Annotated in this window: 14 protein-coding genes and 1 tRNA gene; 10 read left to right on the top strand and 5 right to left on the bottom strand. The window is 49.2% G+C overall.

What is annotated here, in order from left to right; all coding sequences use genetic code 11:
• Window positions 1-144: 144 nt before the first annotated feature.
• Entirely contained in the window at window positions 145-429 is a 285-nt protein-coding gene (locus tag DA718_RS08125) for a YfcZ/YiiS family protein (protein ID WP_112212938.1), read from the bottom strand.
• 371 nt (window positions 430-800) lie between these two features.
• Between DA718_RS08125 and fadL the strand changes: the two genes are divergently transcribed.
• Window positions 801-2,165 carry a long-chain fatty acid transporter FadL gene (gene fadL / locus DA718_RS08120; RefSeq protein ID WP_167492734.1) on the top strand — a complete coding sequence of 455 codons (1,365 nt, stop codon included), beginning with the start codon at window positions 801-803 and terminating at the stop codon, window positions 2,163-2,165.
• A gap of 61 nt (window positions 2,166-2,226) precedes the next feature.
• On the opposite strand, the gene mlaA is transcribed toward fadL, so the two are convergent.
• Entirely contained in the window at window positions 2,227-2,988 is a 762-nt protein-coding gene (gene mlaA, locus DA718_RS08115; RefSeq protein ID WP_112212936.1) for a phospholipid-binding lipoprotein MlaA, read from the bottom strand.
• Between the two features lie 257 nt (window positions 2,989-3,245).
• Between mlaA and DA718_RS08110 the strand changes: the two genes are divergently transcribed.
• From DA718_RS08110 to ypdK, 4 genes are all read left to right on the top strand, one after another.
• Window positions 3,246-4,139 carry a formate/nitrite transporter family protein gene (locus DA718_RS08110; RefSeq protein WP_112212935.1) on the top strand — a complete coding sequence of 298 codons (894 nt, stop codon included), beginning with the start codon at window positions 3,246-3,248 and terminating at the stop codon, window positions 4,137-4,139.
• Window positions 4,140-4,213: 74 nt separating this feature from the next.
• Window positions 4,214-4,285: transfer RNA gene (locus DA718_RS08105), tRNA-Arg, on the top strand.
• A gap of 456 nt (window positions 4,286-4,741) precedes the next feature.
• Window positions 4,742-5,605, top strand: a complete 864-nt coding sequence (locus tag DA718_RS08100) for a hypothetical protein (protein WP_112212934.1) — start codon at window positions 4,742-4,744, stop codon at window positions 5,603-5,605.
• An 814-nt stretch (window positions 5,606-6,419) separates the two neighbouring features.
• Window positions 6,420-6,491 (top strand): membrane protein YpdK, encoded by a 72-nt coding sequence (gene ypdK / locus DA718_RS08095; RefSeq protein ID WP_077777854.1) that lies wholly within the window; start codon window positions 6,420-6,422, stop codon window positions 6,489-6,491.
• Between the two features lie 44 nt (window positions 6,492-6,535).
• Here the strand turns inward: ypdK and alaC are convergent, their stop codons facing one another.
• On the bottom strand, window positions 6,536-7,774 hold the full coding sequence (alaC, locus tag DA718_RS08090) for an alanine transaminase (RefSeq protein ID WP_112212932.1): 1,239 nt from the start codon (window positions 7,772-7,774) through the stop codon (window positions 6,536-6,538).
• A 398-nt stretch (window positions 7,775-8,172) separates the two neighbouring features.
• On the opposite strand from alaC, the gene DA718_RS08085 reads away from it, so the two are divergent.
• Together DA718_RS08085 and DA718_RS08080 are read left to right on the top strand one after the other, a co-directional pair.
• Window positions 8,173-9,852: a sensor histidine kinase gene (locus tag DA718_RS08085; RefSeq protein ID WP_167492857.1), complete on the top strand. Its 1,680-nt coding sequence runs from the start codon at window positions 8,173-8,175 to the stop codon at window positions 9,850-9,852.
• 11 nt (window positions 9,853-9,863) lie between these two features.
• Window positions 9,864-10,604, top strand: coding sequence for a LytR/AlgR family response regulator transcription factor (locus DA718_RS08080; RefSeq protein ID WP_110272222.1), 741 nt, complete (start codon window positions 9,864-9,866; stop codon window positions 10,602-10,604).
• A gap of 41 nt (window positions 10,605-10,645) precedes the next feature.
• Here DA718_RS08080 and glk read toward each other — a convergent pair whose 3' ends face one another.
• Window positions 10,646-11,611 (bottom strand): glucokinase, encoded by a 966-nt coding sequence (glk, locus tag DA718_RS08075; protein WP_112212930.1) that lies wholly within the window; start codon window positions 11,609-11,611, stop codon window positions 10,646-10,648.
• A gap of 263 nt (window positions 11,612-11,874) precedes the next feature.
• On the opposite strand from glk, the gene DA718_RS08070 reads away from it, so the two are divergent.
• Window positions 11,875-13,110, top strand: coding sequence for an ion channel protein (locus DA718_RS08070; protein WP_112212929.1), 1,236 nt, complete (start codon window positions 11,875-11,877; stop codon window positions 13,108-13,110).
• On the opposite strand, the gene DA718_RS08065 is transcribed toward DA718_RS08070, so the two are convergent.
• Window positions 13,107-14,768: an alpha-keto acid decarboxylase family protein gene (locus tag DA718_RS08065; RefSeq protein ID WP_112213208.1), complete on the bottom strand. Its 1,662-nt coding sequence runs from the start codon at window positions 14,766-14,768 to the stop codon at window positions 13,107-13,109. The genes DA718_RS08070 and DA718_RS08065 overlap by 4 nt on opposite strands.
• A gap of 176 nt (window positions 14,769-14,944) precedes the next feature.
• On the opposite strand from DA718_RS08065, the gene mgrA reads away from it, so the two are divergent.
• Window positions 14,945-15,937 (top strand): L-glyceraldehyde 3-phosphate reductase, encoded by a 993-nt coding sequence (mgrA, locus tag DA718_RS08060; RefSeq protein ID WP_112212928.1) that lies wholly within the window; start codon window positions 14,945-14,947, stop codon window positions 15,935-15,937.
• Window positions 15,938-16,067: 130 nt separating this feature from the next.
• On the top strand, window positions 16,068-16,415 hold the full coding sequence (locus tag DA718_RS08055; RefSeq protein WP_112212927.1) for a DUF2502 domain-containing protein: 348 nt from the start codon (window positions 16,068-16,070) through the stop codon (window positions 16,413-16,415).
• Window positions 16,416-16,445 lie beyond the last annotated feature (30 nt).

Raw genomic sequence — 16,445 nt, 5'->3', positions numbered from 1 at the left:
ACCGATAAAACAAAGTGGTCTGACCTGATAACAGTTTTAACCAATATTTTACATTAAGCCAATCGGGGAACAGAAAAAGTGGGAGCCAAAACACATTGGATAGAAAAGATAACGCCCCTGCGCAGAGGGGCATTTGGGGAAAGACTAACGCAAGCCGAGCTGGAAAATCAGGGTTTCAGCTTCACAGCAGAATACGAAATCGATATCCAGCTGTACGCCACCATCGACATCAGTAAAGGTCGGGGTGATTTTGCACGGCTCAGATTCAACGTTACGCGCTCTTTCGCTCAATGCGGAGAGCGTTTGCTCTGCTTCGGCACGGTTAGCGAACACGCGGCTGTAAGAGGCGGTGCAATCGGAGTTGTCCATTATGGTGCCAACATCCATACAGCAGCAAACCGGGGTTTCATCAGCACTGCATTTACTCATCGTAGATTTCCTCTGTATATGCACTCAAGGTGCCAGATAAATAATCTGTTTATTTTACGCCCGGCGAATAACCGCCTCCAGCCGTTAATGGTGACAAATGAGATAAGTGAGCGAAATCACACTTAAAAATGATCCAAAACAAAAATCCCCCATTTCGAACATGAGGTACAACAGCAAATTTGCCAGCTGGATCGCGTTTTTCGTATCATAATTGAAAAAACTTATAAACAAACTTGCAACATATCATCTGGTCAGACCTATACTCAGCGCACTGGTCTGATTTCTCTGTCGTAAAGCAGACCCTACACTTCGCGCTTCTGTTACGGCATGTAACATTGTTTAAATAAAAATAACTCTATGAGGTTATGGGCATGAGCCAGAAAACCCGCTTTACCCAATCTGCCCTTGCAGTGGCTGTAGCAATAGTTTCAACCCAAGCCTGGTCAGCAGGCTTTCAGTTAAACGAATTCTCTTCATCGGGCCTTGGTCGCGCTTATTCAGGTGAAGGGGCTATTGCTGATGATGCGGGAAACGCCAGCCGTAACCCGGCGTTAATTATGATGTTTGATCGTCCAACCTTCTCTGGCGGTGCTATTTTTGTCGATCCTGATGTCAACGTGAGCGGTAGTTCAGTTATCGGTAACGATGCCAGCCAGGACAATATTGCACCAACCGCATGGGTACCCAACCTACACTTTGTCGCGCCGATTAATGAGCAGTTCGGTTGGGGTGCCTCCCTCACTTCTAACTATGGTTTAGCCACAGAGTTCAACAATGATTTTGCCGCAGGCTCAATGGGTGGCACCACTGACCTTGAAACCTTAAACCTCAATTTGAGCGGTGCATATCGTCTTAACGATCACTGGAGTTTTGGCCTGGGCTTCGACGCCGTATATGCCCGAGCCAAGCTGGAGCGCTATGCAGGTGATTTACCGGAAATTATTGGTGCGCAGCTACCCGGCATGGTGCAGGAAGGCAAACTCTCCCCGGCTCAGGCAGCCGCAATAGGTCAGCAAGCTGGTGGTATCAGTCGTGATACTCAAATCGCTCGCCTGAAAGGTGATGAATGGGGCTTCGGCTGGAATGCCGGTATTTTATATGAAGTCGATAAAAACAACCGCTACGGCTTAACCTATCGCTCTGAAATCAAAATTGATTTTGACGGCGATTATAAGAGCAGCTTGCCGTCATCACTTAATCCTATCAATTCAGCACTGGGTCTCGGCCTGCCTTACGGCACCGGTGGTTCCACTATTGGCGGCTCTTTGACATTGAACCTGCCAGAAATGTGGGAAATCTCAGGCTATAACCGCGTGGCGCCAAAATGGGCCGTTCACTACAGCCTGGCTTATACCAGTTGGAGCCAGTTCCAGGAGTTGAAAGCAACCAAAACTAGCGGTGGCGAAACGCTGTTCTATAAAGATGAAGGTTTTAAGGATTCCTATCGTATCGCTCTGGGCACCACCTATTACTATGACGATAACTGGACCTTCCGTACCGGTATCGCATTTGATGATAGCCCGGTCCCGGCTTCCAATCGTTCGATCTCTATTCCGGACCAGGATCGTCTGTGGCTCAGCGCCGGTACGACCTACGCCTTTAATAAAGATGCATCAGTGGATGTGGGCGTTTCCTATATGCACGGTCAGCACGTCGAATTTGAAGAAGGCCCGTATACCTTCAAGTCCGAGGGTAAAGCCTGGCTGTACGGCGCGAACTTCAACTACCGCTTCTGATTATCTGAAGGGACAAAAAAGGGTGAACATGATGTTCACCCTTTTTATTTCCAGAAATAGATTACTGCGAATCGATATCTTTAAGATCGCCCTCGATCGCCTGCGCGTTCGGGTTTTCATTCGGAGAAAGTTTACCGCCGTTAGCGATAAAGTCGTGACGCTGAAAATAGGCTTCACGCATTAAGATATACGGATCGGAAGACTGACGAAGCAAGCCATCGGAATCCAGCAGCTGTGCACGAGTTTCAATTCCCTCAACCATCCATTTACCGATAGACATTGGCCAGGTCAGCCAGGAAAGGACCGGATAGAAGTCATCAGCCATATCGCCCCCCTCATCACGAAGGGTGAAGCTGCCGTAGAAAGGCAACTGCATGTATGGACCGTAGCCAACGCCATAGTGGCCGAGAGTGCTACCGAAGCGGCTTGGCTCTACGCGCTGTAGTTTCGGGTTCGCCATTCCAGCCACATCAATCAAACCGCCCATCCCAAGGAGGGTGTTCAGGAAGAAGCGGGTAAAGTGCACCATTCCTTTATAGGGATCGCCCTTCAGGAAGGAGTTCACCATTACCGCTGGTTCTTCAAGGTTGCTGGTAAAGTTACTCAACCCATTGCGCGCAGGCTGCGGAACATAATCACGCCACGCTACTGCAACAGGACGAAGAACATAGGGATCAACGACATTGAAGTTGAAGTTGAACATCGTGCGGTTAAAACCTTCAAGCGGATCTGAACGCCCCTGCGGTTGATCGCCAGAACTAGAACTGGCACATCCGACCAGCAATGTGGCGCCAAGCGCAAGCGCCGACAGGCGAAAATTCATAGGTGTCTCCCTGTTAATTTTAGCTATCGCTGGGGGTTATCCGGGGACAGCTGCCTCCATTAAGATATCGCCCGTAAGCATGTGCCTGCTTTCAGCATAGCCTTCTTTGGCATAATTGTTGCCCCACAATTCTATACATATTTTGCAATGTCCGTATTGCTAATCTTGTCATTGTGAAGAATTTAGGAGGTTATCCAGACATGGATAGCTGAAACATCTCTACGCTTATAATTAAGTTCAATAGCAGGGGAAAATTCATGAATCCGCAAACTCACCATGAAAGTGAAGAGATCGAAGTAGAAAGTGATGAAAAACAACAAGGTGAGAAAATTGAGATTGATGAAGAGAGATTGCCTTCTCAAGCAATGGCGACCCATGAAGAGATTCGCCAGGAAGGAGAGAAAGAACTTGAGCGTGATGCCATGGCGCTGTTGTGGTCAGCCATCGCAGCAGGCCTTTCGATGGGAGCTTCGCTGGTAGCAAAAGGCATCTTTCATGTGCATATTGGTGAAATTCCCGGCGGTTTTTTACTGGAAAATCTCGGCTACACTTTTGGTTTTGTTATTGTCATCCTCGCGCGCCAACAACTGTTTACCGAAAACACCGTTACCGCTGTATTACCCATAATGCATAAGCCCACGCTGAGTAATATTGGTCTTTTGTTGCGCCTTTGGGGCGTAGTGCTGATAGGTAATTTAATTGGCACCGCGATTGCGGCATGGGCATTTGATATCATGCCGGTGTTTGATGACCCCACACTTGAGGCCTTCCAGAGCATCAGTTTAAAAGTGATGAGCAACACCCCCACGGAGATGTTCGCTAATGCGATAATTTCCGGCTGGCTGGTCGCCACCATGGTGTGGATGTTTCCTGCGGCAGGCTCTGCAAAGATTGTGGTCATTATCCTGATGACCTGGCTCATTGCACTTGCTGATACGACTCATATTGTGGTCGGCAGCGTCGAAATTTTCTATCTGGTATTCAATGGGACGCTACCGTGGCAAGAATTCATCTGGCCCTTTGCTTTACCGACTCTTGCCGGCAACGTTTGCGGCGGGACCTTTATTTTTGCCTTACTTAGCCATGCGCAGATCCGTAACGACATGGCCCACGAGAAAAAATCCCGAGCTAAAGCAAAAAAAGGGCATTAAGTGGCGACAGTTTGAGCAGTCAGACCATACCTGCTTAACCTGCAAGGAAAAAAACGCTATAATCCCGACGCTTCGTCCCCTTAGTTAAATGGATATAACGAGCCCCTCCTAAGGGCTAGTTGCAGGTTCGATTCCTGCAGGGGACACTTTCCAACACCACCTTCATTATATTCACTCGTATCGCCCGATTTACCATTGAACGGTTGATCGTGCTTATCAAGCAAAGTTCGCTTTTTACCCGGTCCCTATTACGCCATCTTCTTCACGCCTGATAATGCACCATACTGAAATCCTTGCTACCTATGATAACTGGATTAAATACAAAAAATAGATAATTAAAACAACAAAAATTCACGAGATAAATAATAAATTAAACTTATCATATCAGCGAAGTTTTTTATCATAGACATATTTAACCGTTATAAAATAGCTGATAGAATGTGCATCTTAAATAACATTTAAGCCAGTCTCAATGGGAAACAAGATTAACGCTAACCTTTAATCAATTCGTTAATGTGAAGTTAACAGCATAAAAAATGAGAAAGGTTCATCAAAACACATTTTAAGTTAATTCAACATCATTTTCACAAGACAATACCATCATGAACAAAAAAGAACGAAACATATGGAAGTTAAACAATCTTCCGCCGCTGGAATACTGTTCAATTTCGCGTGCACAAAAATTATTAAACTGTGAACTAGAAGATTTGCTTCACTGGCATGATATTGGAGCCATCAATCTTTGTCTTAAGTTAGGTAAAACACATGGGACATTAAAAAGTGCAATTAGACATGACATGGGCAGTAGTAAGCCCTATTTTTATAATGCCTCAAATATTGATGAAGTCAGCAGAAGCGAAAGATCCTGGTCGCAGCATTCAAAAATAAATACTATCCTGACGCTCAACGAAAGTGAGCCTAATCTGGAGACCCAATACGGCTCTCCTGTAACACAGTTCAAACTCAAAGTTTCTGTTTCAGGCCTGTGGTACAGCCACTCCAGAAATCTAATGGAGATACTGGAGAACCCAGAAATCACCCTTTCAGAACAAAGAATAAGCATTATATCTCCAGCAAGAAATGTCGTCTTTTGCCACTTTACTCCTGATGAGGATGAGAAACCGACAATCTCGTTGAATAAGCTGTATATCACCAATCAGGCTATTGAAAAAATTCACGAGCATACAATCAGCAGCCGCCCCCTGGAATGCTCAGAAAAACCATTAAATATTTTTAAAGATAAGATAGTTCATGACGATTCATTTATCCCACAGAACAAACTTTTACTTGAATTCATCAATTACATCATTCGCTCCAACCCTGCTTTCAATAGTAATATTCTGAATGCCACTGGAAACGTCAAAAGTGAAAAATTTAGTATGGTAATGGAGAAACTCATTGCCGAGGGGATGATTTCAAACTACATTGATACTGAAAACCCAACTTCAGATACTATTTTCAAATGATAACAAAATCATTTTGTCTATATATGAAAATAAAAACCAGCATCGAGCGCCCGCTCAATGGCGCACTATCTAAGATAATCCTAAAATAAACCATGCACCCAAACTTCGCTTCATAGCTGAATTCTAAAAGCATTATTAAAATTAGTTATAACTGATTTTACATCAACCTGGACGACGCTCATCAGTGTGATTATGAAATCATCTTTTAATGGACATTAGCATTCGATAATTTGAGTTTTCCTTTATAGAATCTGGCTGCTGTATATAGCACTGTCGCCACCATGTTGTAAACATCCAACATGGTGGCGAGCACACGCCTTCTTATGAGCTTTGCAACATTCAACATGACGACTAAGCAGGTCACCAGAAGTTTCATCAGCTCACCGCTCTTTCGCTTTTTGCCATAGGGCAACAGGCACTTTATCGCCTTAAGCAATCCTTTGAAAAACACCGTTTATCTAAAACGGGATGCGACTCTCCAGGGTTAATTGGAACTAAAAAAATCTCAAAATCAAACAGCTATGCTTGTTCGAAAACGGTTCTTAGCTGCCGTCGCCAGAATAGAATTTAATACCAAATGAAATTAATGTGTCGCCGAATCACGACACTCGTAAGTAACTAAAAATTAATAAAAAAATGGGCCTTGTCTCCCTCTTTTTTTAGGCGTACATTAGCGCCATCTGGAGCAGTTAGCGCAGAGAATTTGTAGCTACCGCCAGCAACAAATTGTTCAATTTTTGTTGGCGGTAGTTAAAGCAGGTCATGAAAATTAAATTCATTTAGGCGTCTCGCAGAGCGCACGGAGTGATGAGTCGTGAAATACTTTTTAATGGGCATTTCTTTTATGGTCATCGTTTGGGCCGGTACTTTCGCCCTGATGATCTAGCCATAACGATGTTAAAAAAACGGGAGCCCGCTGGCTCCCGTTTTTCATTCGTTGCTTTCGCTTGTCAACCTGGTCGAGGCTGGAAGAAGTCCGTCGGCGCGGAACATAGATTTAATGCCGCGTATGGCCTGGCGAATGCGATCGCGGTTTTCAATTAAAGCAAACCGTACATGCGTATCACCATAATCACCAAAGCCAATACCCGGCGAAACGCAGACTTTGGCATCCTGTAGCATTTTTTTGGCGAACTCTAGCGAGCCCATCGCCGCGTACTGCTCTGGGATTTTAGCCCACACATACATCGACGCCTTCGGACACTCCACCATCCAGCCCGCCTCATGTAACCCTTTCACCAGCACATCGCGACGGCGCTTATACTGCTCGGCAATATCACGCACACATTGCTGATCACCCTCCAGTGCAGCAATAGCCGCTACCTGCAGAGGAGTGAAAGTACCGTAATCGTGGTAACTTTTAATTCGCGCCAGCGCATTGACCAACGTTTTATTACCGACCATAAATCCGATACGCCAGCCCGCCATATTGTAGCTTTTAGATAGCGTAAAGAATTCGACGGCAACGTCGCGCGCGCCGGGAACCTGCATAATAGAAGGCGCTTTCCAGCCGTCGTAAACAATATCGGCGTAGGCCAGATCGTGGACTACCAGTACGTCATAACGCTTCGCCAACGCGACAACTTTCTCGAAGAATTCCAGCTCGACGCACTGCGCGGTCGGGTTGGATGGGAAACCCAGGATCATCATTTTCGGTTTCGGATAGCTCTCGCGAATAGCACGCTCAAGTTCATTGAAGAAATCAACGCCTTCAACCAGCGGTACCGAACGCACCTGGGCTCCGGCAATCACCGCGCCGTATATATGGATAGGATAACTCGGATTTGGCACCAGCACGGTATCACCATGATCGAGAGTTGCCAGCATCAGATGCGCCAGTCCCTCTTTTGAACCAATGGTGACAATCGCTTCTGACTCCGGATCGATCTCAACGTTGTAACGATCCTGATACCAACGTGAAATAGCGCGGCGAAGACGAGGAATCCCACGAGAAGTGGAATAACCATGCGTATCAGGGCGCTGGGCAACGGTGCATAATTTCTCAACGATATGCGGCGGGGTCGCACCATCGGGGTTACCCATGCTGAAATCAATAATGTCTTCACCACGGCGGCGCGCAGCCATCTTCAGTTCAGCAGTAATATTAAAAACATACGGGGGGAGACGATCGATACGCGTGAAACGGCGTTCAGGACTGAATTCAGCCATAGATTCCTCAGATTAACGTTAGCGCCCGGACCGTCCGAGCGACGCTGCCGCAGTTGCGGCACGCTTAGAAAATAACCCGAAAAAATTCATGTTGTCGAGAGGGAAGATAAAAAATAATTGCTGGTGAATAAAACGGGCATCAACGCCACTAAACACGGCACAAATCATGTCTAACTACGTGAGTTCACTAATAAAAATTAACAGACTGATATCTTTTAATTTACTTCATTTATCTACAATGAGTGGAGATGATTGAATCTCCAGGATTCGCCATCAATCCCCTTTTATTTGTGTGACTTTTCCCTATTCTTGCCTTTGGCTAGCCTTCTGCTGCAAGGTTTTCTATCATATTCCTTTCTCGCGATTAACACGGCGTACACATGCACGAAATATTCACAATGCTGCTGGCAGTTTTTGACCGCGCGGCATTAATGTTGATTTGCCTTTTTTTCCTTATCCGTCTGCGCCTGTTTCGCGAACTTCTGCATAAATCCGCGCATACACCAAAAGAACTGCTGGCCGTTACCGCGATTTTTTCCCTGTTTGCCTTGTTCAGTACCTGGTCCGGCGTGCCGGTAGAGGGATCGCTGGTCAACGTGCGTATCATCGCAGTCATGTCCGGCGGTATCTTATTTGGCCCTTGGGTCGGAGCGATCGTGGGCGTGATTGCCGGCGTGCATCGCTATCTCATCGATATCGATGGTGTCACAGCCATCCCCTGTTTCATCACCAGCATTGTCGCCGGCCTGCTCTCCGGTTTTATCAGTCGAAAAATCCCTAAAACGCAACGCTGGAAAGCCGGGATTCTTGCCGGGATGCTGTGCGAAACGCTGACCATGATCCTCGTCGTGGTGTGGGCCCCTTCTCTCTCGCTAGGAATGGACATTGTCTCCAAAATTGGGATCCCGATGATCCTCGGCAGCATCTGTATCGGTTTTATCGTCCTGTTGGTGCAAAGCGTTGAGGGTGAGAAAGAAGCCAGCGCCGCTCGTCAGGCAAAACTGGCGCTCGATATCGCCAACAAAACGCTACCGCTGTTTCGCCATGTTAACAGTGAATCTCTGCGACAAGTGTGCGATATCATCCGCCGCGATATCAATGCCGATGCCGTCGCGATTACCAATACCCAGCACGTGATGGCTTATGTCGGCGTGGGAGAAATCAACTACCGTGATAACGACGACTTTATTAGCCCAACGACGCAACAGGCGATCCGTTACGGAAAAATCATTATTAAAAACAATGATGAAGCTCACCGAACGCCGGAAATACACTCCATGTTGGTCATTCCGTTATGGGAGAAAGGCGTCGTCACCGGTACGCTAAAAATCTATTATTGCCACGCACATCGCATCACTTCTTCGCTGCAGGAAATGGCAATTGGCCTGTCGCAAATTATCTCTACACAGTTGGAAGTCTCTCGTGCCGAACAGCTTCGTGAAATGGCCAATAAAGCCGAACTGCGCGCGCTACAGAGCAAAATTAATCCCCATTTTTTATTTAATGCCCTGAATGCGATTTCGTCTTCAATACGCATGAATCCTGACACCGCGCGCCAGCTGATTTTTAATTTATCGCGCTATTTACGCTACAACATTGAATTAAAAGATGATGAACAGATAGACATCAAAAGAGAGCTGTATCAAATCAAGGACTATATCGCGATTGAACAGGCCCGCTTCGGCGACAAGCTGACGGTGATTTATGATATTGATGATGAAATCAGCTTCATGATCCCCAGCCTGCTTATTCAGCCGCTAGTGGAAAATGCTATCGTTCATGGGATACAGCCCTGTAAAGGTAAAGGCGTGGTCACCATCGGAATTAATGAGTGCGGAAATCGTGTACGAATTAGCGTTCGCGATACCGGCAACGGCATTGACCCGGCGGTCGTAGCAAGAGTGGAAGCCGACGAAATGCCGGGGAATAAAATTGGTTTACTGAATGTTCATCATCGGGTCAAGTTGCTGTACGGCGAAGGTCTGCATATCCGACGCCTGGCCCCGGGAACCGAAATTGCCTTCTACGTGCCAACCCAGCATGCGCCCCAGGCGGCGACGGAGTCTTTGCTGTCATGAGTGGAGATAAGATGAAAGTCATCATTGTTGAAGATGAATTCCTGGCACAACAAGAGCTCACCTGGCTGATTAACACCCATAGCCAGATGGAAATTGTCGGCACCTTTGACGACGGGTTAGACGTGCTGAAGTTTTTACAGCACAACAAAGTCGATGCCATTTTTCTCGACATTAACATCCCCTCTCTGGATGGTGTTCTGCTGGCGCAGAATATCAGTCAGTTTGTGCACAAACCCTTTATTGTCTTTATCACTGCATGGAAAGAACATGCAGTAGAAGCTTTTGAGCTAGAGGCATTTGATTACATCCTGAAACCGTACCAGGAATCGCGCATTATTAACATGCTGCAAAAGCTGACCAGCGCCTGGCAACAGCAGCAAGTCAGCACCGGTACGGGGGCGGTATCCAACCCCACGCGGGAAAACGACACGATCAATCTAATTAAAGATGAACGCATCATCGTGACCAGCATCCATGATATCTACTACGCCGAAGCGCATGAAAAGATGACGTTCGTTTATACCCGTCGGGAGTCGTTCGTGATGCCGATGAATATCACGGAGTTCTGTAACAAGCTGCCGCCAGCACACTTCTTCCGCTGCCATCGTTCATATTGCGTGAATCTGAATAAAATTCGCGAAATTGAACCCTGGTTCAACAATACCTATATTCTGCGGCTTCGCGACCTGGAGTTTCAGGTCCCGGTGAGCCGCAGCAAGGTCAAAGAGTTTCGCCAGCTAATGCATTTGTAGAGATGACCCGGATAAACGATTTATCCGGGTAAGAGGCGGGTTTAGAGAACCTGACCGAGAGTCTGACGCAGGTGCGCACCGGAACCCAGCAGCCCAGGGTTGTCATGGACAATCAGATATACCGGGATATCCTGCACAAAGGCTTTAAAACGGCCTTTATCTTCAAACCCACCGCGAAAACCGGAGGCTTTAAAGAAGTCGAGGAAGCGCGGAACAATGCCACCGGCAATATACACGCCGCCAAAAGTCCCCAAAGTTAGCGCCAGGTTACCGCCAAAGCGGCCCATGATGACGCAAAATAGCGACAGTGCGCGGCGACAATCGATGCAGGTATCGGCCAACGCACGTTCAGTTACGTCTTTAGGCTGTAGGTTTTCCGGCAGACGCCCATCGGACTTCACAATCGCCCGGTAAAGATTCACCAGCCCCGGCCCTGACAGCACGCGCTCGGCGGAGACATGCCCCAGCTCGGTACGCAGTTCTTCCAGAATAATGCCCTCTTCTTCGCTGTTCGGTGCGAAGTCAACATGTCCGCCCTCACCCGGTAGGCTCACCCAACGCTTATCAACATGCACCAGGTGAGCAACGCCCAGACCGGTACCTGCACCATAGACGGCAATGGGCTTGCCTTCCACCGGTTGCGCACCGCCGAACTGAATCAGATGCTCAGCTTTCAGCATCGGAATCGCCATCGACACGGCTGTGAAATCATTAATGATTTCCAGATGAGAGAAGCCCAGGTTCTTTTTCATCTCGGCAATAGAAAACGCCCAGGTATGGTTAGTCATCGCCACCCAGTCGCCGGTAATTGGGCAAGCAATCGCAATACAGCCGTCTTCCACCTTGACGTCATGCTCCTCCAGATAGACCTGAACAACGGCCTCAAGACTTGGATAATCGAGCCCGGAATAGGTCTTGGCACGGGAGATTTCCCCGCTTGCAATATCACATAACGCCAGACGAGCATTCGTTCCGCCAACGTCCCCTACTAAAGCAAATTTTGTCATTCCGTTACAGCTCCGCTAAAGTCAAAATGATTCTTTTGGCACACTGTAAATTCATGACGCCTTAACAACAACGACCAACGTATAAGCACCCCTGGTTTAGCGATCTGCGTCACAGTTGCACTGTAATTCATGAAAAATTGTAAATCGAATATCTTACAATTGTCAGGCTGCATCTTTACTTTATCGTTTCAGCATCATTTGCATTGACGCCCATAAAGCTCCCAGGCAATGAGCGCTCCAGGATACTTAAAAGGATACTATTCATGCTGCACCCACGCGCCAGAACGATGCTGTTATTATCGATACCCGCGATCATCATTGGTATCGCATCCAGCCTCGTATTGATTGTGGCGATGAAAGTTGCAGCTATTTTGCAAAATATCCTTTGGACTCGCCTGCCGGCGAGTTTTGGCATTAATGCCAGCGACCCGGTCTGGACTATCGCTCTTCTTACCTGCACCGGTATCGCCGTCGGCCTGGTGGTACGCTTTAGCCCGGGTCACGCCGGGCCAGATCCTGCGACAGAGTCATTAATTGGCGCACCTGTCAGCATCAGCGCGCTGCCGGGCCTGCTCACCGCACTGATCTTAGGTCTGGCTGGCGGCGTTAGTCTTGGGCCTGAGTATCCCATTATGGTAATAAATATTGCCCTGGCAGCCGCACTTGGTACCCGGTTATTCCCGCGAGTTAGCGCCCTGGACTGGACGATTCTTGCCGCCTCAGGCACCATTGGCGCGCTATTCGGTACTCCGGTTGCGGCTGCGCTCATCTTTTCGCAAACGCTCAATAGCAGCAACGATGTCCCATTGTGGGATCGGCTATTCGCACCGCTGCTTGCGGCAGCTGCCGGTTCACTGACCACCAGCCTGTTTTTTCATCCCCAATTTTCGCTACCGCTTCCGTATCTTCCTGAATTGCGCTTTGTGGATATTATTAGCGGTGCCATCGTGTCACTTATCGCGATTGCCGTCGGTATGGTCGCCGTTTGGTGCCTGCCGCGCCTGCATACGCTGATGCAAAGCCTGAAAAGCCCGATATTAACCTTGGGGATTGGCGGCTTTTTATTAGGTGTACTGGGCATCATCGGCGGGCATGTTACGCTGTTTAAGGGTCTGGATGAGATGCAGCAACTGGCGCTTAGCCTCACCCTGACCGCTAATGATTACATGCTTATTGCTCTGGTGAAGCTGGCGGCACTGGTGCTGGCCGCCGCCAGCGGCTTTCGCGGCGGGAGAATTTTCCCGGCGGTATTCGTCGGCGTAGCGCTTGGGCTGATGCTGCATGCGCACGTTCCCGCCGTCCCGGCAGCCATAACCATCTCCTGCGCCATTCTCGGGCTAACGCTGGTCGTAACACGGGATGGCTGGCTGAGCCTGTTTATGGCCGCGGTTGTGGTCCCGGACTCTACCCTGTTGCCACTGCTGTGTATCGTTATGCTACCGGCCTGGCTAATATTAGCCGGAAAACCGCTAATGATCGCCAGGAAGCGCGGCGATTAAACGCGGCTATTTCGCTCCTCCAGAGCTTGAGTGACAGCGCGCAGAAAATCAGGGATATCCATTTTTGGCAGCATCACCTCCACCAGCGTCAGCCTGTCTGAGGTAACGCTGCTGGCCATCGCCTCCTCCAGTTCCGGCATACGCGCGACTCGCCAACAGCGAGAAGGAACATCAGGGGCGAAGGCTTCCGGCAGGCGATTCCAGTCCCAAAGCGCAATATCGTTATACCGTTGCTCGGGGCCATGAATCGCGCGCTCAACCGTATATCCCTCATTGTTAAGCAGTAAAATCAGCGGACGTTGCTTATCACGCAGCATAGATCCCATCTCCTGAATAGTAAGCTGCGCGGCACCATCGCCAATAATCAGCACCACTCTTCTGTCCGCCGCCGCTATTTGCGCCCCGTAGGCCGCCGGGAGGGTAAAGCCAATCGATCCCCATAGCGGCTGGACAATCAGCGTTGCGTTGGCGGGAAGCTTGAGTGCGGCGGCACCAAAAGCTGCAGTCCCCTGATCGGCAAGAATAATATCTCCAGTACGTAGTTGTTTCTGTACCGCGCTCCAGAAGTTTTTCTGCGTCAGACTATCACCCGCTGCATTATCCACACCGAAAGCCGAAACCTGTGGGGGCAGCCACTCTGCAGCCAGGTTTGCGGCAAGATTAATAAGGATATCAAGCGCCTTATCCATCGGAACCCGGCTAAACCAATGGTCGCCGACTCGGACGGCAAACGGCTGGATTTCAATTGTTTTTTCCTGAGGAAGATGCTGAGTGAAACCGGCGGTGATGGTATCGGTAAATCGCGTCCCCACGCAGATTATCGTATCGGCATTTTCAATCGCTTCACGAGTTTTATCAGCGCTGGCGATCCCGCTGTAGGTTCCGACAAAACCCGGCTGCTGTTCATCAAAAAGTCCTTTCCCCATCAGCATCGTGGCATAAGAAATCGGCGTTTTCGCCACCCACTCTCTGAGCGTGTTTTGCAACCCATAACGCTGGGCGAGGAAGTCAGCCAGCAGCGATACGCGACGGCTGCTTCTTAGCATCAACTCCGCATGATCACGAAAACCAATCAGTTGGTTCTCATCAGCGGGCAAGCTTTCTATAAGCAAACGGCTGGCTGGCGGCGTAGCCTTTGCTTTTGCAACATCGGCGGGTAGCATCAGATAGCCAGGACGATGGTGAGTTAGCATCTCGCTCAATACGCGATCGATCTCATGGCAGGCATTTCCCATCGCCAGCACAGCTTGAGAGCAGGTAATGTGCTCACTCATACGCGAGAAATGGCTAAAGTCACCATCACCGAGCGTATGGTGCAGCAATTCACCACGCTGCTGCGCGCCGGTACAGGGGGCTCCTACGATATGCAGGACTGGAATATGCTCTGCATAGCTCCCGGCAATACCGTTAAGTGCGCTCAGTTCACCGACGCCAAAAGTAGTCAGTAGCGCGCCGGCGCCTTTGATACGCGCATAGCCATCGGCGGCATAGGCCGCGTTTAACTCATTAGCACAACCTACCCACCCTAAGTCCTGATGCGCAATAACGCTGTCGAGAAACTGTAAATTGTAATCTCCAGGGACGCCAAACAAGCGGTCAATGCCGCAATCTACGAGACGATCCAGTAGGTAATCGCCAATGGTGTAAGTCGGTTGCATATCCATACTCCTCCTCGCGTACAGGTAATTTGAGTATTGAATACGCTGATGCGCTGTCCAGATTCCGCACCACAAATGTGGTGGAAAGCAAAATTTACGTGTTTGGGGAGTGTACTCAGCGGAAAACATTCTTTAGTGTAAACGTATACACACCCTGTTTTATCTGCGGAGGAAGTATGGTTTACCAGGCAAATGCGACGCGATATCAGACGATGGAATACCGCCGTTGCGGCCATAGCGGATTGAAGCTACCGGCTATATCTCTTGGACTTTGGCACAATTTTGGCGATGAAACTTTGGTGGAAAACAGCCGTCAGCTTCTGCGCCATGCATTCGATCTCGGCATTACTCATTTCGATTTAGCAAACAACTACGGGCCGCCTCCGGGTTCGGCGGAGAGCAATTTCGGCCGGATCCTGAGGGAAGATTTCTTGCCTTATCGTGACGAACTGATCATCTCCAGTAAAGCCGGCTACACCATGTGGGACGGGCCTTATGGCGATTGGGGCTCACGCAAGTATCTGGTTGCCAGCCTCGATCAAAGCCTGAAGCGAATGGGGCTGGAATATGTCGATATTTTCTACCATCATCGCCCGGATCCCGAGACACCGCTTCAGGAAACGATGCGCGCGCTGGATCATATCGTTCGCCAGGGTAAAGCCCTGTACATCGGGTTATCTAACTATCCGCTCGAACAAGCCCGGGAAGCCGTCAACATCCTCAACGATCTCGGCACGCCGTGCCTGATTCATCAACCCAAATATTCGATGTTTGAACGCTGGGTTGAAGATGGGCTTCTGGATTTCCTGCAAACTGCCGGGGTGGGAAGTATAGCGTTTTCACCACTGGCGGGCGGTCAGTTGACCAACCGTTATCTACATGGGATCCCAGCGGACTCGCGCGCCGCCAGCGGCAGCCGTTTTCTACAACCGGATCAGCTCACTGATGACAAACTGGAGAAAGTTCGTCAACTGAATGCGCTGGCCGAATCTCGTGGGCAGCAGCTCTCGCAGATGGCGCTGGCCTGGGTACTGCGCGAGGAGAAAGTGACCTCGGTGCTGATTGGCGCAAGCAAAACCTCGCAATTGGATGACGCGGTTGGCATGCTGGGAAATCGCCATTTCAGCACCGAAGAAAATGCAGCCATTGACGCGATCCTTGCGGTGTAAACTCATTTTTACTTTAGCAAAAAGTGCTCTCCCTTGCGATTTAGGAGTTCCTCCGATGCGACGGGGCTTTACCGCCCCGTAATATCAGGTTAACAGGCCGACAACGGCCCCGATCGTGAAGGAGAAGAGTATGTTCAGGTCACTGATTCTGGCTGCAGTACTACTGGCTACAGCGCCATTGGTCGCGAATGCTGGTGAAATCACCCTGTTGCCATCAATAAAATTACAAATTGGCGATCGCGACAATTACGGTAACTACTGGGACGGTGGCGGCTGGCGCGACCGTGATTACTGGCGCAAAAACTATGAATGGCGCGACAACCGCTGGCGTCGCCATGACAACGGCTGGCATCGAGGCTGGGACAAGCGCAAAGCCTACGAGCGCGGTTATCGTGAAGGCTGGAACGATCGCGATGACCGACGCGGCGGCTGGGGACGTGGTCCTGGCGGACGCGGGCATGGCCACGGGCATCACTAACAGCATGGGGAGCCAGATGGCTCCCAATTT

Origin of the sequence: Klebsiella huaxiensis (assembly GCF_003261575.2) — a bacterium.
Classification (GTDB): Bacteria; Pseudomonadota; Gammaproteobacteria; order Enterobacterales; family Enterobacteriaceae; genus Klebsiella; species Klebsiella huaxiensis.
This window is presented reverse-complemented; position numbering and strand designations above follow the sequence as displayed.

Coding starts and splice junctions, on each gene's coding strand:
- DA718_RS08125 (WP_112212938.1), bottom strand. CDS start 429: ATGAGTAAATGCAGTGCTGATGAAACCCCGGTTTGCTGCTGTATGGAT.
- fadL (WP_167492734.1), top strand. CDS start 801: ATGAGCCAGAAAACCCGCTTTACCCAATCTGCCCTTGCAGTGGCTGTA.
- mlaA (WP_112212936.1), bottom strand. CDS start 2,988: ATGAATTTTCGCCTGTCGGCGCTTGCGCTTGGCGCCACATTGCTGGTC.
- DA718_RS08110 (WP_112212935.1), top strand. CDS start 3,246: ATGAATCCGCAAACTCACCATGAAAGTGAAGAGATCGAAGTAGAAAGT.
- DA718_RS08100 (WP_112212934.1), top strand. CDS start 4,742: ATGAACAAAAAAGAACGAAACATATGGAAGTTAAACAATCTTCCGCCG.
- alaC (WP_112212932.1), bottom strand. CDS start 7,774: ATGGCTGAATTCAGTCCTGAACGCCGTTTCACGCGTATCGATCGTCTC.
- DA718_RS08085 (WP_167492857.1), top strand. CDS start 8,173: ATGCTGCTGGCAGTTTTTGACCGCGCGGCATTAATGTTGATTTGCCTT.
- DA718_RS08080 (WP_110272222.1), top strand. CDS start 9,864: ATGAAAGTCATCATTGTTGAAGATGAATTCCTGGCACAACAAGAGCTC.
- glk (WP_112212930.1), bottom strand. CDS start 11,611: ATGACAAAATTTGCTTTAGTAGGGGACGTTGGCGGAACGAATGCTCGT.
- DA718_RS08070 (WP_112212929.1), top strand. CDS start 11,875: ATGCTGCACCCACGCGCCAGAACGATGCTGTTATTATCGATACCCGCG.
- DA718_RS08065 (WP_112213208.1), bottom strand. CDS start 14,768: ATGCAACCGACTTACACCATTGGCGATTACCTACTGGATCGTCTCGTA.
- mgrA (WP_112212928.1), top strand. CDS start 14,945: ATGGTTTACCAGGCAAATGCGACGCGATATCAGACGATGGAATACCGC.
- DA718_RS08055 (WP_112212927.1), top strand. CDS start 16,068: ATGTTCAGGTCACTGATTCTGGCTGCAGTACTACTGGCTACAGCGCCA.